Genomic DNA, 25,711 nt, shown 5'->3' with positions numbered 1-25,711 from the left:
ATGGCCGGCGGTACTCCGAAGCATCCCTATCATCTGGTCGACCCCAGCCCGTGGCCGGCCTTGGGCTCGTTCGCGGCCCTGGTGCTGGCGCTCGGCTTCGGCTTCGCGCTGCATCCGGACATGCTGGGACCGGGCGTCGGCACCTTCATGAAGGCCGTGCACTGGTGGGGGCTGGCCCCCGGCCTGCTTCTGGTGCTGGGCGTCATGTACTGGTGGTGGTCCGACGTCATCGCCGAGTCGCGCGTCTATCATACGGCTGTGGTCCAGCTGGGCCTGCGCTACGGCATGATCCTGTTCATCGCCTCGGAAGTGCTGTTCTTCGCGGCCTTCTTCTGGGCCTTCTTCGACGCGGCCCTCTATCCCGGCGCACCGAACATGCCGGTCCGCGCCGAGGCGACCGGCGGCATCTGGCCGCCGAAGGGCATCAGCATCATCGCGCCGTTCGACCTGCCGCTGATGAACACGTTGATCCTGCTGCTGTCCGGCACCACCGCGACCTGGGCGCATCACTCCATCATCGAGGGCAACCAGAAGGACGCCGTCCGCGGCCTGCTGTGCACCGTTCTCCTCGGCATGATCTTCACGGGCGTCCAGGCCTACGAATACCTTCACGCGCCGTTCACGTTCAGCCAGGACATCTATACGTCGACCTTCTTCATGGCGACGGGCTTCCATGGCTTCCACGTGCTGGTCGGCACCATCTTCCTGATCGTCTGCCTGATCCGCGCCGCAAAGGGCCAGTTCAAGCCCAAGCAGCATTTCGGCTTCGAGGCGGCTGCCTGGTACTGGCACTTCGTCGACGTGGTCTGGCTGTTCCTGTTCTTCTGCATCTACTGGTGGGGCGCGGGCAAGGCGCCGATCGCCCTGCACTGAGGCAGCCATACCGTCTATCTTGGAACCGCCGGGTGCTCCCCGGCGGTTCGTCTTTGGGAGACACCCTTGTCCGACTGGCCACGGCAATCGCCCTTCGACGTCGCCCTGCGCGGCGCCTGCCCCCGCTGCGGCAAGGGGCGGCTGTTCGCCGGCCTGCTGAACGTCGTGGATCGCTGTGAGACATGCGGCCTCGACCTGCGCGGCAACGATGCGGGCGATGGGCCGGCGGTGTTCGTCATCCTGGGACTCGGCGCCATCATCATGATTCTCGTTTTCTGGGTGGAGTTCCGCTACGAGCCACCGTGGTGGCTGCACGTCGTCATCTGGCTGCCGCTCACCTTCGGGCTGGCGGTCGGGATGCTGCGCTTCCTCAAGGCGCTGCTGGTCGCCCAGCAGTTCGCCCATCGCACGACCGAACTCGACGAGTAGAGGAGACACCATGATCCGGCTGAGGCCCGCTCTCTGGCCCACGCTCGTCTCGCTGCCCATTCTGGTCCTCTCGCTGAGCCTCGGCTTCTGGCAGATGGAGCGTCGCGAGTGGAAACGCGACATCATCGATCGCATCGCCGCCAACCAGGCGGCGCCGCCGATGACGCTCGACCAGCTGCTGAGCGGCATTCCGCTGCGCCACGAATACGGGCGCGTGAAGGTCAGCGGCACTTTCGAGCATGGCCACGAGTTCTTCCTGGCCGCACGCAGCCTGAAGAACAAGGTCGGCCTGCAGGTCATCGTCCCGCTGAAGACCGATGATGGCCGGATCGTCCTGTTCGATCGCGGCTGGGTCCCCGACCGCGCCGCCGCGACACAGGCCGCGGCCCAGCCGTCAGGCCGCGTCGAACTCACAGGTCTGGTGCGCCGATCGCAGATCCGGGCGCGCTTCGCGCCCGAGAACGTGCCGGAGAAGAACGTCTGGTTTCAGGCCGACGTGCCGCTGATGCGCAAAATGGCGGGCGCTCCGCCGGATCCCAAGCTGGACACGTTCTTCCTCGAGTCCGACTCCACGCCCAATCCGGGGGGCGTGCCGGTGGGCGGCCAGACGCGGCTCGAGATTCCCAACGACCATCTGCAGTACGCCATCACCTGGTTCCTGATCGCTCTGGCGCTGGCCGGCGTCTATCTCGCCTATCATTGGGAGAACGGCCGGCTGGAGATCAACGGGCGCAAGAAGAGCACATGATCGCCAACGATCCCTATGCCGAGCTGGAGCGCCGCTTCGCGCGGCTGAGCGCCCTCGGCCGCGCCTCGGCGATCCTGAACTGGGACCGTTCGACGATGATGCCGGACGGGGCCACCGAGGACCGCGCCGACCAGCTCGCGACCCTGGGCGTCATCGCCCACGAGATCATTTCGGCGCCCGAGATGCCCGATCTCCTGGCGCGCGCCGAGCAGGGCCGCGGGGCGCTCGATCCCTGGCAGGCCGCCAACCTGCGCGAGATGCGGCGGTCCTGGGTGCACGAGAGCGCGCTGCCCTCCGACCTGGTGGAGGCCCGCACGCGGGCCTGTTCGGCCTGCGAGCACGCCTGGCGCTCCGCGAGAAAGAATGCCGACTTCAAGTCGCTGCTGCCGACCCTCACCGAGGTGCTGAACATCATGCGGCGCGTCGGCGAGGCCAAGGCCGCCGCGCTGGGCACCTCGCCGTACGACGCGCTGCTCGACGAGTTCGAACCCGGTGGCCGCTCGGCGCGCATCGACGCGCTGTTCGACGAGTTGCGCGGGTTTCTGCCCGGCCTCCTGGGCCGTGTGCTCGAGCGCCAGAGGAGCCGGCCCGAGCCCCTGCCGCTCGAGGGGCCGTTTCCCGTCGAGGCGCAGCGCCGGCTGGGCGAGGAGCTGATCCGCCGGATCGGCTTCGACTTCCATCACGGCAGGCTCGACGTATCGGCGCATCCCTTCACCGGCGGGACCTCTGACGATGTGCGCATCACCACGCGCTACGACGAGGCGGACTTCGCCCGTTCCCTGATGGGGGTGCTGCACGAAACCGGTCACGGTCTCTATGAGGCGGGCCTGCCCAGGGCCTGGCGCCGCCAGCCGGTCGGCCACGCGCGCGGCATGACCCTGCACGAGAGCCAGTCGCTGCTGATGGAGATGCAGGCCTGCCGCAGCGACGCGTTTCTCGCCTTCGCGGCGCCGCGCATGCGCGCCGCCTTCGGCAAGGACGGGCCGGCCTGGACCGAAGCGAACGTCCATCGGCTCTACACGCGCGTGGCTCCGGGCTTCATCCGCGTCGATGCCGACGAGGTCACCTATCCGCTGCACATCATGCTGCGCTACCGGCTGGAGCGGGCGATGCTGGCGGGCGACCTCGCGCTGGCCGATCTGCCGGGCGCGTGGAACGATGGCATGCGGGAACTGCTCGGCATCGTGCCGCCGGACGATTCGATGGGTTGCCTGCAGGACATCCATTGGCCGGACGGGGGGTGGGGCTATTTCCCGACCTATACGCTGGGGGCGCTGGCCGCGGCCCAGCTCTTTGCCGCCGCCCGCCGCGCCCATCCCGGCCTCATGGACGCCATCGGGCAGGGCGATTTCGCCCCGCTGCTGGGCTGGCTGCGCACCAATGTACACGGCAAGGGCTCGATCGCGACGACTGACGAGATCCTGACGGAAGCGACCGGAGCGCCTCTGGGCGCCGCGGCGTTCAAAGCCCATCTGGAAAGCCGCTACCTGCAGGCGTAAGAGGGACCCATGCTCGACCTTCGTCCGAACTGCGAATGCTGCGACAAGGACCTGCCCAACGGCGCGTCCGACGCCCTGATCTGCACCTTCGAGTGCACATTCTGCGCCGACTGCGCGCAAACCCGCCTGGGCGGCCATTGCCCGAACTGCGGCGGCGATCTGGTCAAGCGCCCGACCCGCCCCGAGAGGGCACTGGCCAAGTTCCCGGCCTCCACCAAGCGGGTCCGCAAGGACCACGAGGCCTGTCGGCAGGTCGCCTAGCCGGAGGAATCCTTTGCGTTACATCAGCACCCGCCACGGCTCGCAGGGCATGCCTGCGCCGCTCGGCTTCGAAGACATCATGCTCGCGGGCCTGGCCCGTGACGGCGGCCTCTACCTGCCCGCCGAATGGCCGCAGTTCAGCAAGGCCGAGATCGCGGCTCTGAAGGGGCTGAGCTATACCGAGCTCGCCTTCCGCATCATGAAGCCGTTCGTCGGCGACACTTTCGACGACACGACCTTCCGTCGCCTGATCGGCGAGGCCTATGCCTCGTTCGAGACGCCGGAAGTCGCGCCGCTGAAGCCGCTGGGCGATTCGGGCCTGCATCTGCTCGAACTGTTCCACGGCCCGACGCTGGCCTTCAAGGACGTGGCGCTGCAGCTCCTCGGCCGCATGCTCGACCAGACCCTGACGACCCGCGGCCAGCACGCCACCATCGTCGGTGCCACGTCGGGCGATACGGGCTCGGCCGCCATCGAGGCGGTGCGCGACCGCAAGACCATCGACATCTTCATGCTGTTTCCGCACGGCCGCGTGAGCGAGGTCCAGCGTCGGCAGATGACGACGGTGCTGGCGCCCAACGTTCACAACATCGCGGTGCAGGGTACGTTCGACGACTGCCAGGACCTCGCCAAGGCCTGCTTCAACGACCTGGCGTTCCGCGACAGGCATGCGCTGACGGCGGTCAACTCGATCAACTTCGCCCGCGTCATGGCGCAGATCGTCTACTACTTCTGGGCGGCGCTGAAGCTCGGCGCGCCGGAGCGGCCCGTGGCGTTCAGCGTGCCCAGCGGCAATTTCGGCAACGTCTATGCGGGCTATGCCGCCAAGCAGATGGGCCTGCCGATCTCGCACTTCGTGGTCGGCGCCAACAGCAACGACATCCTGGCTCGCTTCTTCGAGAGCGGCACGATGACGACCTCCGGGGTCGTGCCGACGCTGAGCCCCAGCATGGATATCCAGATATCGAGCAACTTCGAGCGCCTGCTGTTCGATCTCTACGAACGCGACGGCGTCGCCCTGGCCGACGCCATGACGGCGTTCCGCAGCACCGGCACGCTGAAGGTCGGCGGCAACGTGCTGGCCGGCGTCCGCGAGCTCTTCGACGCAGGCCGGCTGGACGATGCCGGCACGCTCGCCGCAATGAAGGACTGCCTGACGCGTTTCGGCGAGACGATCGATCCGCACACCGCGGTGGGCTATGCGCTGGCCCAGCAGCATCGACGCGATCCCGCCATTCCCATGGTCGTGCTGGCGACGGCGCATCCCGCCAAGTTCCCCGACGCCGTCGAGAAGGCGACCGGCCGGCGGCCGCGCCTGCCGGAGCGGCTCGGCGACCTGCTGGACCGCGCCGAGCGCGCCGATGGAATGCCGAACGACGTCGAGGCCCTCAAATCCATGATCGACGAACGACGGGAAATGGCCGCCGCGCCCGCAGCCAGAAACAAGGTGCGCACGTGAGCAATGTGAAGGTTACGACGCTGGGCAACGGCCTGCGGATCGCCGTCGACCCGATGCCCGAGGTGGAATCGGCGTCGCTCGGCATCTGGGTCGGCTGCGGCACCCGCCACGAGACGGCGGAGCTGAACGGCATGGCCCACATGCTGGAGCACATGGCGTTCAAGGGCACCCGCACCCGCAGCGCGCGCGCCATCGCCGAGGAGATCGAGAATGTCGGCGGCAGCCTGAATGCCTATACCGGCCGCGAGATCACCGCCTATCACGCCTCGGTTCTCAAGGAAGACGTCGCGCTGGGCATCGAGATGGTGTCGGACATCCTGCGCAACTCGGTGTTCGATCCCGACGAGCTGCAGCGCGAGCGCGGCGTCATCCTGCAGGAGATCGGCCAGGCCCTCGACACGCCCGACGACCTGATCTTCGACCAGTTCCAGGAGACCGCGCTGCCGGGCCAGCCGCTCGGCCGGCCGGTGCTGGGCACCGCCACGTCGGTCGAGGCGATCGGCCGCGACGATCTCTTCGCCTATCTCGCGCGCCACTACACGGCCGGAAACATGGTCCTGTCGGCGGCGGGCCGGGTCGAGCACGACCAGATCGTCGATCTCGCCGAGAAGCATTTCGGCTCGGTGCCGCGCACGCCCGCCAACGCCGAGCGGCCGGTCCCGCTGGCCTATGTCGGTGGCGACGGCCGCGAACAGCGCGTGCTCGAACAGGCGCATCTCGTGCTGGGGTGCGAGGGCATCGGCTATCGCGACCCGGACTACTTTGCGCTGGCGATCTACTCGACGCTGTTCGGTGGCGGCATGTCCTCGCGCCTGTTCCAGCGCATCCGCGAGGAGCGGGGGCTGGTCTACGGCATCCACTGCTTCAACACAGCCTATGCCGATGGCGGCCTGTTCGGCATCTATGCCGGCACCGGCGAGGACGATCTCGCGGAACTGGTACCCGCGGTGTGCGAGGAATTCGTCACCGTGGCCGATACGCTGAACGAGCAGGAACTCGTGCGCGCCCGCAACCAGATCAAGGCCGGCACGCTGATGGCCCTCGAATCGAGCGGCGCGCGCTGCGAGCAGGCGGCGCGCCACCTGATCGTCCACGGCCGCACCATCCCCTACGCCGAGATCGTCTCGCGCATCGAGGCGGTCGACCAGGACGCCGTGCGCCGCGTCGCTCGCCGTCTGCTGAAGGGCGAACTCACCCTCGCCGCCCTGGGCCCGATCGACGGCCTGGAATCGCTCGACAAGATCGCCGGCCGCCTCGCGGCGTAAGAGAGCGCGCGCTACCAATAGTCCTCATCCTGAGGAGCGCGCCGCAGGCGCCCGTCTCGAAGGATGGGCTGCCAATCCACCTGGAACCCACCCTTCGAGACGGCTGCTGCGCAGCCTCCTCAGGGTGAGGTGATGTTTTGCTCAGGCCGCTTTCGGCAGTTCGGCCTGCGCCGTGCGCGGAGGGACGCCGATCGCGGCGCGTTCGATGGCGGTCTTGATCTCGGCGCTGCGGCGGACGAGATTGTAGCGCAGGCCTGTGTAGAGATTCATCGGGAACGGCATCGGCGCGTTGAAGTCGATGATCAGCACGACCCGCGTCTCGTCGGTCTGGTTCTTCACCCAGTGCTCGCGGGTGTCGTCGAACACCAGCGGCTCGCCTTCCTTCCAGAAGAAATGATGGCCGCCGATCTCGATCCAGCACTTCTCGGGCTCCTTCGGCACGATCAGCGGATAGTGGAAGCGGATGATGCCGGCGGCAGATCCCCGGTGCGGCTCGATCTCGGCGCGGCCGGCGAGGATGCTGAACAGCGCCGTGTGGACGCCGGGGATGCGCGCGATCGCAGCCATCGTGTCCGGCACCGCTGCGGCATTCTCCGGAACGTCATGGCCCCACAGCTTCAGCAGGAAGGTGCGCCAGGCGCGGCCCGGGACGTAGAGGTCGCGCGGATGGACCTCGTGGAGGGCCGGGATCTCCTCATGATGGCTCAGGAGGTACTCGAGGTCGGCCTTGATCTTGGCGTGGCTCTTCTTGAGCTCACCCAGGACCGGGAAGACCTTCATCGCGTCCTCGCCGCCCAGCGGCAGCTTCGGCATGTTCCGCAGGATCATGTCCGAAAGCTTGAGGTTGAAATCCTCCAGCGGCTGCTGGGGAAGCCAGATGTGCTTGGTCAGATAGAATCTGCCCTTTTCGCCGACACTGGGTTTGCTAGCCGTTTCCATGGCCGATGTGCCTCGAAGACTTGCGATAGATGGATGTAATACGCCCGTTTGGCCGAATGGCGGCAGCTCTTCCGGCGCCCCGGTGCGTGACGGACCGTCTCAATTTCCTACGTCGAACCCCGGAAAACATGCAAGAATTCCGAAGAACCGCGAGTATAGCCCAAGATGTTCCGCTTTGCCGACGTCCCGTTGTCGCTGTCAGGGATGACCCGGATTACCGGGAAGCGCGTGTTTCTGCGCGCGCCGAGCCTGGACGACTGGCCTGAATGGGCCGAACTGCGGGCCCGCAGCCGCGCCTTTCTCACCCCCTGGGAGCCCACCTGGCCCGAGGATTCGCTGGCCCGCGACCATTTCCGGCGCCGGCTGCGGCAGCAGATCAAGGAATGGCGGGCAGGCGAGGCCTACGGCCTGTTCGTCTTCACCAATGAAGGCCGCCGGCTGGTCGGCGGAATCAACCTCAGCAACGTCCGCCGCGGCGTCGCCCAGGCCGCGTCCGTCGGCTACTGGATGGGCCAGCCCTATGCCGGCCAGGGCCTGATGACCGACGGTCTGCGCGCCACCCTGCCGTTCGTGTTCGACGACCTGCGGCTGCACCGCCTGGAGGCCGCCTGCCTGCCGCACAACGAACCTTCCAAGGCCGTGCTGACCAAGGTCGGCTTTCACGAAGAGGGGCTGGCCCGGCAGTATCTGCGCATCAACGGCCAGTGGGCCGACCATCTGCTGTTTGCGCTGCTGCGGGCGGACTACGACGCGCTTCTGCGGGCGCCGCGGTAACGGGCCGAGGCCCCACCCCAGGGAGGCGTCCGTGCGCAATCTCACCCCGACCTCGATCACCCAGGCCTTCGCCGACTATGCGCGTGAGGCCCCGTCCGAACGCGCGCGGACACTGCTGGTCTCGCTGGCCGGCCATCTGCACAGCTTCGTGCGCGAGAACAAGGTCACGCAGGCCGAGTGGGGCGCCGCCATCGACGCCCTCACGCGCGCCACCCGGTTCACCGACGACAAGCGCAACGAATACATCCTGTTCTCCGACTTGCTCGGCGTGTCGTCTCTGGTGGACATGGTGAACGCCGCCGGCAGCGGAACGCCGTCGTCCGTGCTCGGCCCGTTCCACATCGAGGGAGCGCCCGAACTGTCCAATGGCGGCGATCTGTGGCGCGGCCAGGTGGGCGAGCCCCTGGTCGTGAGCGGCCGCATCGTCGATGGAAAGGGCGCGCCAGCGAAAGGGACCGTGCTGGCGATCTGGCAGAATGCCGGCAACGGCCTCTATGCCCAGCAGGACGCCGGGCAATCGCCGACCAACTATCACGCGCGCCTCACCGTGGCGGACGACGGCACCTTCGCCTTCACCACCGTGCGGCCGGTCTCCTACAAGGTGCCGGACGACGGTCCGGCCGGCGACATGCTGCGCATCCTGGGGCGCGACGCCTGGCGGCCCGCCCATCTGCACATGATCATCCAGGCGCCCGGCCATCCGCCGCTGATCACCGAGTTCTTCCCCGAGGATGACGAGCATCTCGACCGCGATGCGGTGTTCGGCGTGCGCGCCGGCCTCGTCCTGCCTTTTGCCAAGGTGACCGACCGCGCCGCCCTGCCGGCCAGCCTCGCGGCGCGCGACACGCTGCCCTTGCCGGTCTGGGCCACGCGCCTCGACCTGACCTTGCCCGCGGGCTGATGCCGCTCGTTCGCGTCTGCGCTGTCTCCAGAGTTTTCGCGAACGGCGTCCAGGCGCTGGGCGACGCTTCGCTCGACATCGAGGCCGGCCAGTTCCTGAGCGTGCTCGGTCCCTCGGGCTGCGGAAAATCGACCCTGCTGCGGCTGATCGCCGGCCTCGCCGAGCCGACGGCCGGCACGATCGAGTGGCCGCAGGGCAGGCCCGACCTGGGCTTCGTCTTCCAGGAACCGACCCTGATGCCGTGGACGACGGCGCTGGCCAACGTGGCCCTGCCGCTCAAGCTGCGCGGGCTGGGGCGCTCGGAACGCGAGGCGCGCGCCGCCGAAGCGCTCGCGGGCGTGGGGCTCAAGGGCTTCGAGAAGAGCTATCCGCGCGAACTGTCGGGCGGCATGAAGATGCGTGTCTCGATCGCGCGCGCGCTGGTCACGGGTCCGAGACTGCTGCTGATGGACGAGCCCTTCGCAGCCCTCGACGAGATCACGCGGCGCAGGCTGAACACCGACCTGCTGGAACTGTGGCAGCGCACGCATTTCACCGCCGTGTTCGTGACCCACTCGGTGTTCGAATCGGTATTCCTGTCGCAGCGCATCGTGGTGATGAGCGCGCGCCCCGGCCGCGTGCGCTCCGAGCTCGCCATCCCGGCGCCCTATCCACGCAGCGAGGCCTTCGGCACCTCCGCCGACTATGCCGCCCTCTGCCGCCTCACCTCGACGCAGCTTTCGGAAGCGATGGCGGCATGAGCGCCTGTTTTCTAGAGCACGACCTCATGCTGAGGAGCCGGGCGCAGCCCGGCGTCTCGAAGCATGGGCTACGAACGCTTCGCCTGATCCCGTCCTTCGAGACGCGACGCTGCGCGTCGCTCCTCAGGATGAGGCTGGGGATGATCGCATGAGCGCCCGCATCGTCGCTCCGGTCCTGATGGGGATCTTCATGCTGGCCCTGTGGGAGGGCCTCGTGCGGGCGATGGCGATTCCGCCCTACATCCTGCCGGGGCCGATCCTGGTGGCGCAGACGCTGGTGGCGGACTGGGGAACGCTCTGGCCGGCGCTGGTGGTCACGCTCACGATCACCCTGCAGGCGTTGCTGGCCGCGGTGGTGGTCGGCGTCCTGCTGGCGCTGCTGTTCTCGCTGTCGCGCTGGATCGAGCTGTCGCTCTTTCCCTACGCCATCATCCTGCAGGTGACGCCGATCGTGGCCATCGCGCCGCTGATCATCGCCTGGGTCGACGACGTCAATGTCTCGCTGCTGATCTGCGCCTGGCTGGTGGCCTTCTTCCCCATCCTGTCCAACACGGTGCTGGGCCTGCGCTCGGTCGACCGCAACCTGCTCGACCTGTTCCAGCTCTACGGTTCGAGCCGCTGGCGCACGCTGATCGACCTGCGCCTGCCGGCGGCGCTGCCCTACTTCCTGGGGGGCCTGCGCATCTCGGGTGGGCTGGCGCTGATCGGCGCCGTGGTGGCCGAGTTCGTGGCGGGCTCGGGGGGCCGCGAATCGGGCCTCGCCTACCGTATCCTCGAATCGGGCTACCAGCTCAAGATCCCGCGGATGTTCGCGGCCCTGGTCCTGATCTCCGCGGCCGGCATCGCGATCTACCTGTTGCTGTCGCTTGTTTCGCACCTGCTACTGCGCCGCTGGCACGAAAGCGCGCTGAAGCAGGAGTAAGTCAGGAACGGCGCAGCGCTGCCCTGCCGAGGAAGAACGAGGCCGTCGCCACGCCGGCCGCCAGCAGGAGATAGCCCGCTTCGTAGACGCCGGTGATGGCCAGCACGGTGCGGAAGAGGAGCGGCGACAGGAGGGCGCCGCAGAACACGAAGAGCTGCGTCGCGCCCGTGAATTCCGCGGCCCGTCCCGGCGGCGCCCGCGAGGCGCTCTCGGCGATGAACACGCCGTTCCAGCCGACGGCAGTGCCGCCCAGGATCGTGCAGACGATGTAGACTGCGGTGGTGGGCCAGGCGGGCGTCGAGAAGGACATCACCGTGGCAGCCATTGCGATGATGGCACCGATGCCCGCCAGCACCGCCGACGGCCGGCGCAGCAGGTCGGCGAGCGCGCCCCAGAAGACGCGGCCGAAGGCGCCGGCAAGGGTTGCCGCCGACAGCAGCGCGCCAGCCAGCACGTAGGACATCTGCAGTCCATCGACGGCATAGACGACGGTGAAGTTCACCACGATTGCTTGCGTGGCCGAGAACAGCATGCCGATGAAGCACATCGGCCGCAGGATCGGATCGCGCCAGGCGAGCTGCAACGGCTCGAAGATCTCCGCCAGCGTCGGCAGGCGCGCAGAACCGCCGCTGCGCTCGTCGTCGTACAGAGCGCGCAGCGGCTGGATGGCGATGGCCGCGGCGATCGAGAGAAGACCGACCGAAGCCGCGGCCCAGCGCCAGCCGAAATCGAGGGCGAGAGTCGGCAGCACGGCGCCGCAGATCGCGAAGCCGACCGGCACGCCGCTCTGCTTCAGCGAGAAGGTGACATTGGCCAGCCGCGGCGGCGACACGCGGGCCAGGATGTGCGAGCTGGCGATGGTGAGCGGGCCCGAGCCGAGGCCGACGATGAAGGCCGAAAGCGCGGCCATCGCCAAGCCGCCCGTCGCGAAGACGAAGGAGCCCAGCGCCGCGATCGTGAGTCCGGTCTGGATGAAACGGATCGGTCCCAGCCTCCGCGTGATCGTTCCGCCGCCCACGGTCGAGATCATCGCCGCGAGATAGACGATCGACACGTAGTAGGCGACATCCGCGGCCGCGACGCCGAATTCGGCGGCGGCGGCGGGCGCCAGCACCGACGCCTGGTTGAAGACCATCGTCGAGATGACCTGGATCAGGGTCAGCGAGGCGAGGGCTGCGAGATAGCGGCGAAGATCTGTCGGCGCGGCGGACATGCGCCGGGACTATAACGACCGGATTCAGGCCGGCGAGAAAACTCTCAACCGGCACTCGTCATAGCGAAACGCTGCGCACTCATTCTCGGTTTGTCGTCAGCAATGCCCGCCCGTTCTTCCAGGCTTCAAGTCTTTCCCGTGCAGCAGGCGACCAATCCTGCGAAGGCGGCCAGACCGTCAGCGCGGCGGAATCGTCATGCCGGGCGTCTGTTCGATGGTCGTCGGTCGCAAAATAAAAGGCGCGCCGTTGGCGATCCCAGACGGCAAGCGCGTCGCTGTCTTTGCAATGGACCCGGGCGCCGACCATGTACTGGCCGCAACCCGCATAGGCGACTGTTCTGTCGTCCATTGCCACGCCATAGGGACTTCGCGTCGCCCAGCCGCAGCAATCTTTGGTGACCAACCACAAAGCACTCAAGATCCGATCGCGCTGAAGTACGGGTAAGCGCTTTACTGCCGTGAAGAATTCTTCGTTCTCGAGTGGTTCTGCGCCTTCAGGGTGATCCATGGTGACCAGCTTTTCCATGGTCGAATGCGGTTCAGGATGAAACTCGACCTTGCTCGTCGTCACTCTGCCGGTGCGTGCGTGCCATTGTCTGGCTGACGTTCCTTCCATCGGGCTTGAAGGATGGGAAAAGAGAAAGCCTTCGGCGTTCCGCTCGACCTTGGGCATGTCGAAGGCGACGCAGATCATTCCAAGTTCGTGTACAGCGAGGAGATCGGATTGCCGGCTTTCCACGACATGGATGACCGAGCAATCTCTGGTCGCCGCCGCACCCGCCTGGAGGAGGACGGCGCTGGTGTCCGGGGTGGTCCAGGTGTCGAGGACGGTAAACGTCGGCTTCGCATAACTGTTGGTCGAGCGAACGACCGGTTGGCCCTTGTGCATGAGCGTTGGAATGCTGACGTTGCTGCCCCATTCGAGCAGTTCGGAGCCGACGCGAAGACCTTCGGCTGGCACCTCGGGTCCCATCCAGTCGATGGCTGCGCTCGCAGGTGCTGCGAAGGACAGGGTCACGATCGTGGCCGTGGCAGACCATATGGAAGGCCGCTTGTTTTTGCTGATCTTCTGCCCACGCATCGATGTAGCCTTGGACTAGCGACCTATTTCAGGCCGGCGAGAAGACTCTCGATCAGGGGGCCCCAGACGGAATTGCCGTTGCTCGATCCCGCGAGGCTGTGGCCGTCTCGCCCGAACGCCCCGACCGGCCGGTACGTCGCCTTGCCGCCCGCGCCGCTGTAGGCTTCGGCCATTCGCTTGGCGAGAGACGGCTCGAAGAAGCTGTCGTTCTCGGTATAGATCCAGAGCATCGGCACGCGTGCCGTCGTGCCGTATTTCGCCGCAGCCTCGACGAGCGATCTGGGCGCGCAGTTGCCGATGGCGCCGCCCGCCAGCTTCTGATGTCCGCCGCGCCCGCCGGCGAAGTTGATGATGCCCGCGACGCCCGGCGGGTTGCGGCTCGACAGCGCGATCGTCGCCCAGCCGCCGGCGGACTGGCCGACCACGATCGTCCGGTCGGGCGCGACGTAGGGCTGTGCACGCATGAAGTCGATGGTGGCCTGGATGTCGGCGGCACCCTGAAGGCCGGCATTGAAATAATCCGGTACTTCGCACGAACCGAAGCCCTCGGCCCACGAGCCTCCCGTTTCGCCATAGCCGCGGCGAAGCGGCAGCGCGACGACATAGCCGCGCGACAGGAAGAACGACGACAGCGCCGTATAGCGTGGGCGCTCCATCTTGGCGCGCTGCGAACCGTCCGCGGGCGAGCCGTGATTGATGACGACCAGTGGGCTTCTCGCCTCGCCCGGCGGGCGCATCACCGTCGCGACCAGCGTGGATCCACCCGGACCAGGGACGCGGACCACCTGCTGGCGATCCTGTGCGGCCAGTGGCCCGATGCAGATGAAGAAGAGAAGAACTGCAATTGGACCAAAGCGCATGGAATATCTCCTATCGGCCGCTACGCCGTGCTGGCTTGCCGCGTCCGCCCGAACCCGTGCGCACGCCACGGAAGACCCGCGAATGCTGCATCTTGCCGAGGTGGACGCCGACATTGGCGCTGGCGGCCTGACCCGGCAGCTCGAGCTCGTGCGCTTCGAGGCGGCGGATCTCGTCGCGCAGGCGACCGGCCTCCTCGAATTCGAGGTCGGCGGCGGCGGCGCGCATCCGCTTCTCGAGTTCGACGATGTGGGTGCGCAGATTGTGCCCGACCAGATGCACGTCGCCCGACACGCCGGTGTCGACCGTGTAGTGGTCGCGCTCGGCGGTCGACTGCAGGATCTCCGCGATGTTGCGCTTCACCGAGGCGGGCGTGATGCCGTGCTTCTCGTTGTAGGCGGTCTGCTTGGCGCGACGGCGGTCGGTCTCCGAAATGGCGTACTTGATCGAGTCCGTCATCTTGTCGGCGTAGAGGATGACGCGGCCCTCGACGTTGCGCGCGGCGCGGCCGATCGTCTGCACCAGCGAGGTCGGCGAGCGCAGGAAGCCTTCCTTGTCGGCGTCGAGGATGGCGACCAGCGCGCATTCGGGAATGTCGAGGCCCTCGCGCAGCAGGTTGATGCCGACCAGCACGTCGAAAGCGCCGAGTCGCAGGTCGCGGATGATCTCGATGCGCTCCAGCGTGTCGATGTCGGAGTGCAGGTAGCGGCAGCGGATGCCGGCCTCGTGCATGTACTCGACCAGATCCTCGGCCATGCGCTTGGTGAGCACGGTGACCAACACGCGCTGGCCCTTCTTCGCGCAGTCCTTGCACTCGGCGATCAGGTCGTCGACCTGCTTCTCGACCGGCCGGATCAGGACGGTCGGATCGATCAGGCCGGTCGGACGGATGACCTGCTCGATGAAGGTGCCCTGGGTGCGCTCCATCTCCCAGTCGCCCGGGGTGGCGCTGACATAGGTCGTCTGCGGCCGCAGCGCGTCCCATTCCTCGAACTTGAGCGGCCGGTTGTCGATCGCCGAGGGCAGGCGGAAGCCGAACTCGGCCAGCACGCTCTTGCGGTTGAAGTCGCCGCGGAACATGCCGCCGATCTGCGGCACCGTGACGTGGCTCTCGTCGCAGATCAGCAGCGAATTCTCGGGGAAGTACTCGAACAGGGTAGGCGGCGGATCGCCGGCCTTGCGGCCGGTGAGATAGCGCGAATAGTTCTCGATGCCGGCGCAGGCGCCGGTCGTCTCCATCATCTCGATGTCGAAAAGCGTGCGCTGCTCCAGCCGCTGCGCCTCGAGCAGCCGGCCGGCGCGGTTGAACTCCTCCAGGCGCTGCTTGAGGTCGGCCTTTATTTGCTCGATCGCCTTCTGCAGCGTGGGCTTGGGCGTCACGTAGTGGCTGTTGGCGTAGACGATGATGTCGTTCAGCGACAGGGTCTTGTCGCCGGTCAGCGGATCGAATTCGGTGATCGACTCGATCTCGTCGCCGAACATCTCGAAGCGCCACGCGCGATCCTCGTAGTGGGCCGGGAACAGGTCGATCGTATCGCCGCGCACACGGAAACTGCCGCGCTGGAACGCGTTGTCGTTGCGCTTGTACTGCTGCTCGACGAAGCGACGCAGCAGGGTGGTGCGGTCGATCTTCTGCCCCTTGTGCAGGCGGAAGGTCATCTTCTGGTAGTTCTCCAGCGGACCGATGCCGTAGATGCACGAGACCGAGGCGACGATGATGACGTCGTCGCGCTCCATCAGTGCGCGCGTCGCGGAGTGGCGCATCCGGTCGATCTGCTCGTTGATCGACGAATCCTTCTCGATGAAGGTGTCGGTGCGCGGGACGTAGGCTTCGGGCTGGTAGTAGTCGTAGTACGAGACGAAATACTCGACGGCGTTTTCGGGGAAGAACCCCTTCATCTCGGCATAGAGCTGCGCCGCGAGCGTCTTGTTGGGCGCCATCACCAGGGCCGGCCGTCCCTGGCTCGCGATCACGTTGGCCATGGTGAAGGTCTTGCCCGAGCCGGTGACGCCCAGCAGGACCTGGTCGCGTTCGCCGCCTTCGACGCCGGCGATGAGCTGCTTGATCGCCTCGGGCTGGTCGCCGGCGGGCGTATAGTCGGAGACGAGCTTGAAGGGCTTGGGCGTTATGCCTTCGAGCTCCGGCCGCCGCTGGATGTACGGCATCAGGAGGGGGGTAGCCGGAACCGCAAGATTCTTTGAGGCCATGACCTCCATTATATGATGCGCGCACGGGGCTCCGGCAATGCTAGCGTCCGGCCCGCGATGCCCGACCTGTTGAGCGCTCCTTTCCTGATTTCTGCCCTCGTTGCCTGCATTGCAGGCATGGTGCGAGGCTTCGCCGGATTTGGCGCCGCGATGATGATGACGCCGATCTTCTCGGCGCTGTACGGGCCGGCGGTCGGTGTCGCGCTGTGCCTGCTGCTGGAGATCGCCGTCGCGCTGCCCCTGGTGCCCCGCGTCCTGCCCCTGGTCGACTGGCGGCGCATCGGCCTGCTGCTGGTGGCGGCCGCCATCGGCGTGCCGTTCGGCAACCTCGTGCTCACGGCCGTCGAACCCGAGCCGATGCGGTGGGCGATCTCGGCCATCATCCTGAGCGCCGTCGTCATGCTCGCCAGCGGCTGGCGATTCTCCGGACGGCCGAACGCCGCCACGACGCTCGCTGCCGGCGCCACCAGCGGGTTCCTGAACGGGCTTTCGGGTATGGCGGGCCCACCGATTGCTTTCTATTACCTCGCGGGCGCCAATTCTGCAGCGCATGTGCGCGCCAATCTCACGACCTATTTCGTGTTCGTCGATCTGCTCGCCCTGATCGCGTTCACCTCGCGCGACCTGATCGGCTGGAGCACCGGGGTGCAGGGCCTGTTCCTGGCGCCGGCCGTCATGCTGGGCGGCGTGGTGGGCGAGCGCCTGTTCCCGCTGGCCAGCGAGACATTCTATCGCCGTCTGGCGCTCGGCCTTCTGGTCTGCGTCGCAATCGGCTCCCTCCTGCTATAAGGACAGGGCATGAGGATCTGGGACAAAATCGTGGAGGGCATGAACGGCCTCGGCATCGCCGAGCTGCTGGGCCTGTCCTCGCCGCCGGCCGACGATGGCGGGCACCCCGGCCTGCGGCAGATCGGCTTCACCATCGGCGTCATTGCGCTGGGGGCCAAGATGGCGCGCGTCGATGGCCAGGTCTCGGAGGTCGAGAGGGCGGCGTTCCGCGACTTCTTCGAGGTGCCTCCGGGCGAGGAAGCGAACGTCGAGCGCTTCTTCGACCTGGCCAAGCGCGATGCCGGCGGCTTCGAGACCTATGCCCGCCAGGTGGCCGCGCTGTTTCCCGATGCGCCCGAGATCCTCGAGAACGTGATCGAGGGCCTGTTCAGCATCGCGCAGGCCGACGGCAAGATCGATGTCGCGGAAGCCGACTATCTGGCGAAGGTCGCCAGCATCTTCGGCCTGCCCAGCTCGCGGTTCGAGCGCGCCAAGGCCGCCGCGCTGGGTGCGGTCGAATGTGAACCCTGCGTGGTGCTGGGCATCGACCCGCTGGCCACCGACGAGCAGATCCGCGAAGCCTGGTTGCGACAGGTCCGCGCGAACCATCCAGACCGGTTGATGGCGCAGGGGCTGCCGGAAGAGGCGATCGCGGTCGCAAACCGCAAGCTCGCGCTGATCAACGACGCCTATGACCGGCTGCGCAGGCAGCGCGGTCTCGTGCCGGCCTGACCGTGAAGCTCATCGACCTGCCGTCGCCCAACCACGCGCCCAGACCGGACGACGCCGTCGTCGATATCCTCGTGCTGCACTACACGGAGCTTCCGCTGCAGGAGTCGCTCGACATCCTGCGCGACGCGACGCGCGAGCACAGGGTGAGTTCGCACTACGTGCTCGATCTCGACGGCACGGCTTATCGCCTCGTGCCCGAGGATCGCACCGCCTGGCATGCCGGGAAATCCTGGTGGCGCGGCCGCGAGGCGCTGAACGCGACCTCGATCGGCATCGAGATCGTGAACCTGCACGGCGATCGGCATGACTATCCCGCCCAGCAGATCGAGGCGCTGGTCGAACTCTGCCGGGGGATCCTGGCACGCCATCCGGCCATCGAGCCGCGCAACGTCGTCGGCCATTCCGACGTCGCACCCCAGCGCAAGATCGATCCGGGGCGGCGCTTTCCCTGGAAGCGACTGGCGGAGCAGGGGATCGGGCTGTGGCCCAAGGCCGGCACACGGCCGCTGGACGGCGATTTCCACAAGGCGCTTCAGCGATTTGGCTACGCAGCCCCGCTCGCGGTGCCGCCGCGAGAGATCGTGAAGGCCTTCCAGCGCCATTACCGGCCGGCCCAGGTCGATGGCATGATCGATCCCGAGACGCGCTCGCAGTTGGCAGGCCTGCTTGACCCGATGGGGCGAGCGGCCTAGTCAGGCGGCGGGTCAGACGGCTGGATGGCTGCACTCGGGCGGGCAACCGAACGGGTGAGGAAAGTCCGGGCTCCACGGAGACACGGTGCCGGATAACGTCCGGCGGGGGCGACCCCAGGGAAAGTGCCACAGAAAACAAACCGCCAGCCTGGCTCGCCAGGACGGCAAGGGTGAAACGGTGGGGTAAGAGCCCACCGCGCGACCGGCAACGGAAGCGGCATGGCAAACCCCACCGGGAGCAAGACCAAATAGGGGTGACACGCCGGGCAACCGGCAGCGGTGTTTCCGCGTCGTCGCCCGGGTCGGTCGCGCGAGGCGTTCGGTAACGGGCGTCCCAGAGGAATGGCCATCCATCGCTTTCGGGCGAGGACAGAACCCGGCTTACAGGCCGTCTGACCCTTTTCGTTCCTCCATCAGCACTCGAATCTACAAGCCCTTGTGCTTTTCTGTGCGGAGAGCGCAATAGAGGACGTGTCTAAGTCGTTCAGATTCCTTGTGGATTCTTGGTCGATATAATTGCATCCCGGTCTTTCCCATGATATCCCAATGTATCCCGTGTAACAGGCAACGTAGGGGCGTGGGGCACCTGCGGCGGGGCTAGGGGGAGATGGGCCGTGGCATTCCGGTCCGAGATCCTGATCAAGCTGGACAAGAAGGGCCGGGTCCTGTTGCCCGCGGCTTTTCGCGACGAGCTGCCTGCGGATGATCGTGGCGCCTTCGTGCTCTATCATTCCCCCACCATCGCCGGTCTCGTGAACGGCAACTCCCGCGCCGGCTTCGACGCCATGCTGGACCGCCTGCGCGCCGAAGCGCTGGGTCCGAAGGGGTCGCTGAAGGTCGCCCTGGACGACGACGCCTTCGATCCGGCCGGGTTTCTGTCCGCCGGCGCGCGCACCATTTCGCTCGAGCCCGACGGCCGTTTCACGATGCCGGCCGAGTTCGTCCAGACGCTCGATGCGACCGACGGCGTCATGCTGGTGGGCAAGGTCGACAAGTTTCAGCTCTGGAATCCCGGGCGCTGGCAGGCGCGCCGCGAGGCCGAGCGCGAGAAGATGGCGGCGTTCGTGCGCAATCTCGGCGGAGGCGACGCATGAGCGGCGTTCGCCATATTCCGGTGATGGCGCGCGAAGTCGTCGATGCGCTGCAGCCGCGCGATGGCGGCCGCTATCTCGACGGCACGTTCGGTGCCGGCGGTTACACGGCGGCGATGCTCGATCGCGCCGATTGCCAGGTCATCGCCATCGACCGCGATCCCGACGCGATTGCCGCGGGCCAGGCGCTCGCCGAACGCTATGCGCCGCGCCTGCGCCTGATCGAAGGCCGCTTCGGCGACATGGCGGACCTCTTGGCGGCCGAGGGTGTCGAGGACGTCGATGGTGTGGCGCTCGATCTCGGCGTCTCGTCGATGCAGTTCGACCAGGCCGATCGCGGCTTCTCCTTCCGCGCCTCGGGCCCGCTCGACATGCGCATGGAGAAGAACGGTCCGTCGGCGGCGGATCTCGTAAACGAAACAAACGAAACGGAGCTCGCCGACATCATCTGGCGCTACGGCGAAGAGCGGCGAAGCCGCCGTGTCGCGCGCAGCATCGTCGAGGCGCGGCGTGCCAAGCGGATCGAGACCACGGGCGAGCTGGCCGAGATCGTGCGCCGCGCGGTCGGTCCGCAGGGCCGGGACGAGAGCGATCCGGCGACGCGGACCTTCCAGGCCCTGCGCATCGCCGTGAACGACGAGCTGGGCGAACTCGAGCGCGGCCTCGCCGCGGCCGAGCAGGTGCTCGCGCCGGGCGGCCGTTTCGCGATCGTGTCCTTCCACTCTCTGGAAGACCGGGCCGTAAAGGAATTCGTCCGCGCCCGCGCCGGTCGCACGCCCGGCCCGTCGCGCCACGCGCCGCCGGGCGCCGGTGGGCGGCCCGCGACGCTGCGCGACCTCACGCGCAAGCCCACGCTGCCGTCGCCCGAAGAGGTCGCCGCCAATCCGCGGGCCCGCTCGGCGCGTCTGCGGGTCGCCGAGAAGCTCGGCGCCGGCGGTGCCGCATGATCCATCGCGGGCTCCTGTTCTGGTCGGTCGTCGCCGTCGCCACGGCCGTGGGCCTGTTCACCGTGAAGTACAAGGTGCAGGACCTCGAGGAGCGCATCGACCGCACCAACCAGAAGATCATCGAGAGCCAGCAGGCCACGCACATCCTGCGGGTCGAATGGGCTCACCTGAACGAATCCGAGCGCATCGAAGCGCTCGCGCAGAAGCATCTCAAGCTCGAGTCGGCCTCGATCAAGCAGGTCGTCCGACTCGATCAGCTCAAACCCGAATCTGTCCCCCCGCGGCGCGATCCACCACCTCCTTCCCCCCCACGAACGGGCAACGACGTCCCCTCGTCGAACTTGCCCGGTGGTGGTGGCCGCGTCGCAGCGGAGGCCGGCAGCCCCTCGCCGGCCTCCGCACCCCTTTCCCAGCGTTCCTCCGGACCCACGACGCCCCCTCGACCGGCCCAAATCCAAGAGCCGGCAACATCGGGTCCGGGAGGCGACGGCAAGAGCGTCGCAACCTCCATCGATGATATCCTCTCGCGAAATGAAGGGGGTTCCCGGTGAAGCTGTGGCGAAAGTCTGCCTCGCCCGAACCGGCCGCCGCGGTAAACGCGGCGGCCGGCGCGCGTTACACCTCGCCCAAGGAGCGCCTGAAGGGCGACGTCCAGGAGACCGCGCGCCAGCGTCTGGTGATCGCTTCGGTGATCTTCGGCCTGGCCTTCACCGCGGTCGGCCTGCGCATGGGCTACGTCTCGCTGCTGCGCGACGGCGCCGAGCCGACGCAGCGCGTTGCCGCCCGCGGCGGTTCGATCCAGTCCGAGCGCGCCGACATCGTGGACCGCAATGGCGCCGTGCTGGCGACATCCGTCCCGGTCATGTCGGCCTTCGTCAATCCGCACCTGCTGCTCGACCCGCAGGAGGCCGCGCGCAAGATCGTCACGGCGCTGCCCGACCTCAAGTACGACGACGTCCGCGAGAAGCTGGAAGGCGACAGGACCTTCGTCTGGATCAAGCGCGGCCTGAGCCCGCGCGAGCACGACCGCGTCAACCGCCTCGGCATTCCCGGCCTCGATTTCCAGGCCGAGGAGCGACGGATCTATCCGCAGGGCACGGCCGCCGCGCACATCCTCGGCTATGCCAGCGTCGACAATACCGGCCTGGCGGGCGTCGAGCGCTACTTCGACCAGCAGCTGCAGAGCGGCGAAACCCTGCAGCTCTCGATCGACCTCCGCCTGCAGCGCATCGTCGAGCGCGAGCTCGCCCGCGTGGTCCAGAAATTCTCCGCGATCGGCGCCACCGGCATCGTCATGGACGCGACCAACGGCGAAGTCCTCGCGATGGCGTCGCTCCCGACCTACAATCCCAACAGCACGCGCACCCTCACGAACGAGGCACTGTTCAATCGCGCCACGCTCGGTGTCTACGAGCAGGGCTCGACCTTCAAGATCTTCAATACCGCGATGGCGCTCGATAGCGGCAAGATCACGCTGAACAGCGTGTTCGACGCGACGTCGCCGATCCGCATCGACCGCTTCACGATCAACGACGACCACGCCCAGCGCCGTCCTCTGAACGTCGCCGAGACGTTCAAGTTTTCGTCGAACATCGCGTCGGCCAAGATGGCGGTCGAGGTCATGGGACCGGAAGGGCAGCGCGCCTTCTTCGACAAGATCGGCTTCCTGAAGCCGGTATCGACGCAGCTGCCGGAAGTCGCGGGGCCGCTGTGGCCGCGCCACTGGATGAAGATCAACACCATGACCATCGCCTTCGGTCACGGCATCTCGGTGACACCGTTGCATCTTGCGATGGGCTCGTCGGCGATGATCAACGGCGGTATTCTCTACCAGCCCTCGCTCGTGAAGCGCACTGCCGCCAGCGACAAGGGGCGGCGCGTGATCCAGCAGAAGACCTCGGTCAGCATGCGCCAGCTCCTGCGCCTCAACGCCGTCGAGGGCACGGGCAAGAACGCCAACGTTCCGGGCTACGAGGTCGGCGGCAAGACAGGCACGGCCGAGAAGCCGGGCCGCGGCGGCTATCGTCAGAAGGCCCTGATCAGCTCCTTCGTCGGTGCGTTCCCGATGAACGATCCGAAGTTCGTCGTGATCGTCTCGCTCGACGAGCCGAAAGGCCTGCCGGAGACCGGCGGCTACGCGACGGCCGGCTGGGTGGCGGCTCCGTCGGTCAAGCTCATCATCGAGCAGATGGTGTCGCTCTACGGCATCCTGCCGGGCGACCTGAAGGACGGCCTGCCCCCGATCGAAATCGCCTCGACGCCCGTGCCGCCTCCCGTCGCGCCGCCGCAACTCGTGCCGGCCAGCGTGCGGCGTTCGCCCGGCGACCATCGTCGAGCCCTGCCGGTCCGTCCGGCTCCCGGACAGACGGCGGTGGCTCCCGGCCAGACGGCGGCAGCCCCCGGTCCGGCGGTGCGTCGTGTTGCGTCTGAGTGAGCTCATGCGCCGGAGCGCCGACGCAAACGCGACCTCTTCCGCGCTGCCGCGCGATCCCATTCTCGCCGGACTGACGCTCGATTCGCGCAAGGTCCAGCCGGGCTATCTCTTCGCCGCCCTCGCGGGCACCCGGGAGGACGGCGCGGCCTTCGTGGCCGATGCGGTCAAGCGCGGCGCGGTCGCCATCCTGGCCTCGCCGGACGCGGTGTTGCCGCCGCTCGATCCTGGCATCGTCGTCGTCCGAGACGCCAATCCGCGCCGTCGCGTGGCGCTCATGGCCTCGGCCTTCGCCGGCGCCCAGCCCGAGACCATCGCGGCCGTCACGGGCACCAACGGCAAGTCCTCGACGGTGCATTTCGTCCGCCAGATCTGGGAACGGATGGGCCTCCGGGCGGCAAGCGTCGGCACGCTGGGCATCGTCTCGCCGACCCTGGTGCGCGACGGCGGTCTCACGACACCGGACCCGGTGCAGCTTCACGAGGATCTCGCCGCCCTGGCCCGGCAGGGCGTTTCGCACCTCGCCATCGAGGCGTCGAGCCACGGCATCGACCAGCACCGGCTCGACGGGCTGCGCCTGGCGGCGGCGGCCTTCACCAATCTCACCCACGAGCATCTCGACTACCATCGGTCGATGGACGCCTACTTCGAGGCCAAGGCGCGCCTGTTCGAGGTGCTGCTGCCGCCGGGCGGCACGGCGGTCGTCAACGCCGACAGCGAGCGGGCCGAAACACTGCGCACGATCTGCGCGCGGCGCGGCATCCGCTTCTGGACCTACGGTGCGAAGGGCGATGAATTCCGCCTGATCGCCGACCCGCCGACCCCGGCCGGACAGCACCTCGTGCTCGACGTGATGGGCACGCGTCGCGAGATCGATCTGCCGCTGGTCGGCGGCTTCCAGGCCTCCAATGCGCTGGCCGCTCTCGGCCTCGTGGTCGCGACGGGCGGCGACGCCGCGGCCGCCGTCGAGGCCCTGGCCCATCTGACCGGCGCCCCTGGACGGCTTCAACTCGTGGCCCGCCATCGCTCCGGCGCGGCGGTCTATGTCGACTATGCCCACAAGCCGGAGGCGCTGGAGACGGTGCTGCGGACGTTGAGGCCCTTCGCGCGCGGCAAGCTGGTCGTCGTATTCGGCTGCGGTGGCGATCGCGACCGCGGCAAGCGCCCGGTGATGGGCGAGATCGCCACGCGTCTCGCCGACCTGGCGATCGTGACCGACGACAATCCCCGCAGCGAGGAGCCGGTGGAAATTCGTGCCGAGATCCGGCGCGGTATCGCCGAGGATCGCCGCAACTGGATCGAGATCGCCGAGGGCCGGCACGCCGCCATCGCCGCCGGCATGGCCGCGCTGTCGAGCGCGGACGACCTGCTGCTGATCGCCGGCAAGGGTCACGAGACCGGCCAGACGATCAAGGGCGTTACCCATCATTTCGACGACGCCGAGGAGGCGCGCGGGCTTGCCGGAGGCGGTGCGTGAGCGCGCTGTGGACCTCGGACGAAGTACGGGCGGCCCTGACCGCATCCTCGATCACGGCGCCGTTCGAAGCCCAGGGCGTGACGTTCGACAGCCGTGCGGTGGGAAAAGGGGATCTGTTCTTCGCGCTGAGCGGCGAGACGACCGACGGTCACGGCTTCGTCGCCGACGCCCTCTCGCGCGGGGCCGCGGCGGCCGTCGTGTCACGCGAGGTGTCGGGGGCGCAGGGTGCGCTGGTCCGCGTTCTGGACACGATGAAGGCGTTGGTCGAGCTGGGTCTTGCCGCACGCCGTCGCAGCCACGCGCGCATTGCCAGCGTCACCGGCTCGGTCGGCAAGACCAGCACCAAGGATGCCCTGCGCGCGATGTTGTCGGCGCAGGCGCCGACCTCGGCAAGCGTGGCGAGCTACAACAATCACGTCGGCGTGCCGGTCAGCCTCGCGCGCCTGCCGCGCGATGTGCGTTACGGCGTGTTCGAGATCGGCATGAACCATCCCGGCGAAATCGAGCCGCTCGCCCGCCAGGTCGCGGCGCATGTCGGCATCGTGACCAATGTCGGGCCGGTCCATATCGGCCACATGGGCAGCGAGGAAGCGGTCGCCGACGAGAAGGGCTGCCTGTTTGCGGGCATGTCCGAAGGCGCAGTCGCCGTGCTCAATCGCGACAGCCGCCACTTCGAGCGGCTGGTCCGAAAAGCCCGTGATTTCGGCGTTTCCCGCATCGTCGGCTTCGGCCGCAGCGAGGCTGCCGAGGCCCGCCTTGTCTCCTGCGACCTGCAGGATTCGGGCAGTGATGTTGCAGCCTTGATACACGGTCGCCGGATCGAGTATCGGCTGGGCGCGGCAGGGGAGCATTGGGTCTTGAACAGCATCGGCGCGCTGGCCGTCATCGAGGCCCTGGGCGCGGATGTCGCCAGGGCGGCGGCGACACTGGCCGAAGTGAAGGCCTCTCCGGGGCGCGGCGCGCGGCGCATGCTGGCGTTCGGCGGCGGCGCGATCGAGCTGCTCGACGAGAGCTACAACGCCAATCCGGTTTCGGTGCGGGCGATGCTCTCGGTCCTGGCGCGGATGGAGCCGCAGCCGGGCGGACGCCGGATCCTGGCGCTGGGCGACATGCGGGAGCTGGGTGAGGGCGCCGATGCCTACCACTCGGGTCTCGCCGATGCGGTGGCGGCGAGCGGTGCGACGCAGGTCTTCCTGTGCGGGCCGCACATGCAGGCGCTGTGGCAGCTTCTGCCGCCGGCGCAGCGCGGCGTGCATCGGCCGGATTCGGCGGTGCTGGCAGGCGATGTGGCTGGCGCGCTGAGGGCAGGGGACGTGGTCGCGGTGAAGGGTTCGCTGGGCTCCAAAATGAAGATCGTCGTGGACGCCATCGTGGCGGCCAGCGGCGGCGAGGCGGGACGCTAG

Annotated in this window: 24 protein-coding genes, 1 other RNA gene and 1 pseudogene; 21 read left to right on the top strand and 5 right to left on the bottom strand. The window is 67.7% G+C overall.

What is annotated here, in order from left to right; translation table 11 throughout:
* From ACO07K_RS17125 to ACO07K_RS17095, 7 genes are all read left to right on the top strand, one after another.
* Positions 1-873 carry a cytochrome c oxidase subunit 3 gene (locus tag ACO07K_RS17125; RefSeq protein WP_422029866.1) on the top strand — a complete coding sequence of 291 codons (873 nt, stop codon included), beginning with the start codon at positions 1-3 and terminating at the stop codon, positions 871-873.
* A 66-nt stretch (positions 874-939) separates the two neighbouring features.
* Positions 940-1,302, top strand: coding sequence for a DUF983 domain-containing protein (locus tag ACO07K_RS17120; protein ID WP_422029864.1), 363 nt, complete (start codon positions 940-942; stop codon positions 1,300-1,302).
* A 10-nt stretch (positions 1,303-1,312) separates the two neighbouring features.
* Positions 1,313-2,050 carry an SURF1 family protein gene (locus tag ACO07K_RS17115; protein WP_422029862.1) on the top strand — a complete coding sequence of 246 codons (738 nt, stop codon included), beginning with the start codon at positions 1,313-1,315 and terminating at the stop codon, positions 2,048-2,050.
* On the top strand, positions 2,047-3,549 hold the full coding sequence (locus tag ACO07K_RS17110; protein WP_422029860.1) for a carboxypeptidase M32: 1,503 nt from the start codon (positions 2,047-2,049) through the stop codon (positions 3,547-3,549). The genes ACO07K_RS17115 and ACO07K_RS17110 overlap by 4 nt, the downstream gene beginning before the upstream one ends.
* A 9-nt stretch (positions 3,550-3,558) precedes the next feature.
* Positions 3,559-3,810 carry a DUF1272 domain-containing protein gene (locus tag ACO07K_RS17105; protein WP_304857017.1) on the top strand — a complete coding sequence of 84 codons (252 nt, stop codon included), beginning with the start codon at positions 3,559-3,561 and terminating at the stop codon, positions 3,808-3,810.
* A 13-nt stretch (positions 3,811-3,823) separates the two neighbouring features.
* Positions 3,824-5,269, top strand: coding sequence for a threonine synthase (gene thrC / locus ACO07K_RS17100; RefSeq protein WP_422029858.1), 1,446 nt, complete (start codon positions 3,824-3,826; stop codon positions 5,267-5,269).
* The gene (locus tag ACO07K_RS17095; RefSeq protein WP_422011805.1) at positions 5,266-6,534 is read left to right on the top strand and encodes a M16 family metallopeptidase; all 1,269 of its coding nucleotides are present in this window, start codon (positions 5,266-5,268) and stop codon (positions 6,532-6,534) included. Before thrC ends, ACO07K_RS17095 begins: the two co-directional genes overlap by 4 nt.
* A 141-nt stretch (positions 6,535-6,675) precedes the next feature.
* Here ACO07K_RS17095 and ACO07K_RS17090 read toward each other — a convergent pair whose 3' ends face one another.
* Positions 6,676-7,473: an aspartyl/asparaginyl beta-hydroxylase domain-containing protein gene (locus tag ACO07K_RS17090; RefSeq protein ID WP_422029856.1), complete on the bottom strand. Its 798-nt coding sequence runs from the start codon at positions 7,471-7,473 to the stop codon at positions 6,676-6,678.
* A gap of 165 nt (positions 7,474-7,638) precedes the next feature.
* On the opposite strand from ACO07K_RS17090, the gene ACO07K_RS17085 reads away from it, so the two are divergent.
* From ACO07K_RS17085 to ACO07K_RS17070, 4 genes are all read left to right on the top strand, one after another.
* Positions 7,639-8,247 carry a GNAT family N-acetyltransferase gene (locus ACO07K_RS17085; RefSeq protein WP_298306767.1) on the top strand — a complete coding sequence of 203 codons (609 nt, stop codon included), beginning with the start codon at positions 7,639-7,641 and terminating at the stop codon, positions 8,245-8,247.
* 31 nt (positions 8,248-8,278) lie between these two features.
* Positions 8,279-9,148, top strand: a complete 870-nt coding sequence (locus ACO07K_RS17080) for a dioxygenase (RefSeq protein WP_422029854.1) — start codon at positions 8,279-8,281, stop codon at positions 9,146-9,148.
* On the top strand, positions 9,148-9,888 hold the full coding sequence (locus tag ACO07K_RS17075; RefSeq protein ID WP_422029852.1) for an ABC transporter ATP-binding protein: 741 nt from the start codon (positions 9,148-9,150) through the stop codon (positions 9,886-9,888). The genes ACO07K_RS17080 and ACO07K_RS17075 overlap by 1 nt, the downstream gene beginning before the upstream one ends.
* Before the next feature lie 148 nt (positions 9,889-10,036).
* Entirely contained in the window at positions 10,037-10,810 is a 774-nt protein-coding gene (locus tag ACO07K_RS17070; RefSeq protein ID WP_422029850.1) for an ABC transporter permease, read from the top strand.
* A 1-nt stretch (position 10,811) separates the two neighbouring features.
* Here the strand turns inward: ACO07K_RS17070 and ACO07K_RS17065 are convergent, their stop codons facing one another.
* From ACO07K_RS17065 to uvrB, 4 genes and pseudogenes are all read right to left on the bottom strand, one after another.
* A complete protein-coding gene (locus ACO07K_RS17065; protein WP_422029848.1) occupies positions 10,812-12,023 on the bottom strand; it encodes an MFS transporter in 1,212 nt (403 codons plus the stop codon).
* 79 nt (positions 12,024-12,102) lie between these two features.
* Positions 12,103-13,104 (bottom strand): hypothetical protein, encoded by a 1,002-nt coding sequence (locus tag ACO07K_RS17060; protein WP_422029846.1) that lies wholly within the window; start codon positions 13,102-13,104, stop codon positions 12,103-12,105.
* Between the two features lie 23 nt (positions 13,105-13,127).
* Positions 13,128-13,964 carry an alpha/beta hydrolase family protein gene (locus ACO07K_RS17055; protein ID WP_422029844.1) on the bottom strand — a complete coding sequence of 279 codons (837 nt, stop codon included), beginning with the start codon at positions 13,962-13,964 and terminating at the stop codon, positions 13,128-13,130.
* A 10-nt stretch (positions 13,965-13,974) separates the two neighbouring features.
* Positions 13,975-16,395, bottom strand: a pseudogene (gene uvrB / locus ACO07K_RS17050) (excinuclease ABC subunit UvrB); the annotation flags it as partial.
* On the opposite strand from uvrB, the gene ACO07K_RS17045 reads away from it, so the two are divergent.
* From ACO07K_RS17045 to ACO07K_RS17000, 10 genes are all read left to right on the top strand, one after another.
* On the top strand, positions 16,288-16,959 hold the full coding sequence (locus ACO07K_RS17045) for a TSUP family transporter (RefSeq protein ID WP_422036670.1): 672 nt from the start codon (positions 16,288-16,290) through the stop codon (positions 16,957-16,959). The pseudogene uvrB and the gene ACO07K_RS17045 overlap by 108 nt on opposite strands.
* Before the next feature lie 9 nt (positions 16,960-16,968).
* Complete coding sequence (locus ACO07K_RS17040; protein WP_422029842.1) at positions 16,969-17,670, top strand: TerB family tellurite resistance protein; 702 nt, start codon at positions 16,969-16,971, stop codon at positions 17,668-17,670.
* 2 nt (positions 17,671-17,672) lie between these two features.
* Positions 17,673-18,362, top strand: a complete 690-nt coding sequence (locus ACO07K_RS17035; protein WP_422029840.1) for an N-acetylmuramoyl-L-alanine amidase — start codon at positions 17,673-17,675, stop codon at positions 18,360-18,362.
* A 12-nt stretch (positions 18,363-18,374) separates the two neighbouring features.
* An RNA gene (gene rnpB, locus ACO07K_RS17030) (RNase P RNA component class A) lies at positions 18,375-18,762 on the top strand.
* Between the two features lie 214 nt (positions 18,763-18,976).
* On the top strand, positions 18,977-19,456 hold the full coding sequence (locus tag ACO07K_RS17025) for a division/cell wall cluster transcriptional repressor MraZ (RefSeq protein WP_422029838.1): 480 nt from the start codon (positions 18,977-18,979) through the stop codon (positions 19,454-19,456).
* Positions 19,453-20,400, top strand: coding sequence for a 16S rRNA (cytosine(1402)-N(4))-methyltransferase RsmH (rsmH, locus tag ACO07K_RS17020; protein WP_422029836.1), 948 nt, complete (start codon positions 19,453-19,455; stop codon positions 20,398-20,400). Before ACO07K_RS17025 ends, rsmH begins: the two co-directional genes overlap by 4 nt.
* The gene (ftsL, locus tag ACO07K_RS17015; protein WP_422011827.1) at positions 20,397-20,951 is read left to right on the top strand and encodes a cell division protein FtsL; all 555 of its coding nucleotides are present in this window, start codon (positions 20,397-20,399) and stop codon (positions 20,949-20,951) included. Before rsmH ends, ftsL begins: the two co-directional genes overlap by 4 nt.
* Positions 20,948-22,834: a peptidoglycan D,D-transpeptidase FtsI family protein gene (locus tag ACO07K_RS17010; protein WP_422029834.1), complete on the top strand. Its 1,887-nt coding sequence runs from the start codon at positions 20,948-20,950 to the stop codon at positions 22,832-22,834. The genes ftsL and ACO07K_RS17010 overlap by 4 nt, the downstream gene beginning before the upstream one ends.
* A gap of 4 nt (positions 22,835-22,838) precedes the next feature.
* Positions 22,839-24,308 (top strand): UDP-N-acetylmuramoyl-L-alanyl-D-glutamate--2,6-diaminopimelate ligase, encoded by a 1,470-nt coding sequence (locus ACO07K_RS17005; RefSeq protein ID WP_422029832.1) that lies wholly within the window; start codon positions 22,839-22,841, stop codon positions 24,306-24,308.
* On the top strand, positions 24,305-25,711 hold the full coding sequence (locus ACO07K_RS17000; RefSeq protein ID WP_422029830.1) for a UDP-N-acetylmuramoyl-tripeptide--D-alanyl-D-alanine ligase: 1,407 nt from the start codon (positions 24,305-24,307) through the stop codon (positions 25,709-25,711). The genes ACO07K_RS17005 and ACO07K_RS17000 overlap by 4 nt, the downstream gene beginning before the upstream one ends.

Origin of the sequence: Reyranella sp., from assembly GCF_965228225.1 — a bacterium.
Lineage (GTDB): Bacteria > Pseudomonadota > Alphaproteobacteria > Reyranellales > Reyranellaceae > Reyranella.
This window is presented reverse-complemented; position numbering and strand designations above follow the sequence as displayed.

Coding starts and splice junctions, on each gene's coding strand:
- ACO07K_RS17125 (WP_422029866.1), top strand. CDS start 1: ATGGCCGGCGGTACTCCGAAGCATCCCTATCATCTGGTCGACCCCAGC.
- ACO07K_RS17115 (WP_422029862.1), top strand. CDS start 1,313: ATGATCCGGCTGAGGCCCGCTCTCTGGCCCACGCTCGTCTCGCTGCCC.
- ACO07K_RS17110 (WP_422029860.1), top strand. CDS start 2,047: ATGATCGCCAACGATCCCTATGCCGAGCTGGAGCGCCGCTTCGCGCGG.
- ACO07K_RS17105 (WP_304857017.1), top strand. CDS start 3,559: ATGCTCGACCTTCGTCCGAACTGCGAATGCTGCGACAAGGACCTGCCC.
- ACO07K_RS17090 (WP_422029856.1), bottom strand. CDS start 7,473: ATGGAAACGGCTAGCAAACCCAGTGTCGGCGAAAAGGGCAGATTCTAT.
- ACO07K_RS17085 (WP_298306767.1), top strand. CDS start 7,639: ATGTTCCGCTTTGCCGACGTCCCGTTGTCGCTGTCAGGGATGACCCGG.
- ACO07K_RS17075 (WP_422029852.1), top strand. CDS start 9,148: ATGCCGCTCGTTCGCGTCTGCGCTGTCTCCAGAGTTTTCGCGAACGGC.
- ACO07K_RS17070 (WP_422029850.1), top strand. CDS start 10,037: ATGAGCGCCCGCATCGTCGCTCCGGTCCTGATGGGGATCTTCATGCTG.
- ACO07K_RS17065 (WP_422029848.1), bottom strand. CDS start 12,023: ATGTCCGCCGCGCCGACAGATCTTCGCCGCTATCTCGCAGCCCTCGCC.
- ACO07K_RS17060 (WP_422029846.1), bottom strand. CDS start 13,104: ATGCGTGGGCAGAAGATCAGCAAAAACAAGCGGCCTTCCATATGGTCT.
- ACO07K_RS17055 (WP_422029844.1), bottom strand. CDS start 13,964: ATGCGCTTTGGTCCAATTGCAGTTCTTCTCTTCTTCATCTGCATCGGG.
- ACO07K_RS17045 (WP_422036670.1), top strand. CDS start 16,288: ATGGTGCGAGGCTTCGCCGGATTTGGCGCCGCGATGATGATGACGCCG.
- ACO07K_RS17040 (WP_422029842.1), top strand. CDS start 16,969: ATGAGGATCTGGGACAAAATCGTGGAGGGCATGAACGGCCTCGGCATC.
- rsmH (WP_422029836.1), top strand. CDS start 19,453: ATGAGCGGCGTTCGCCATATTCCGGTGATGGCGCGCGAAGTCGTCGAT.
- ftsL (WP_422011827.1), top strand. CDS start 20,397: ATGATCCATCGCGGGCTCCTGTTCTGGTCGGTCGTCGCCGTCGCCACG.
- ACO07K_RS17005 (WP_422029832.1), top strand. CDS start 22,839: ATGCGCCGGAGCGCCGACGCAAACGCGACCTCTTCCGCGCTGCCGCGC.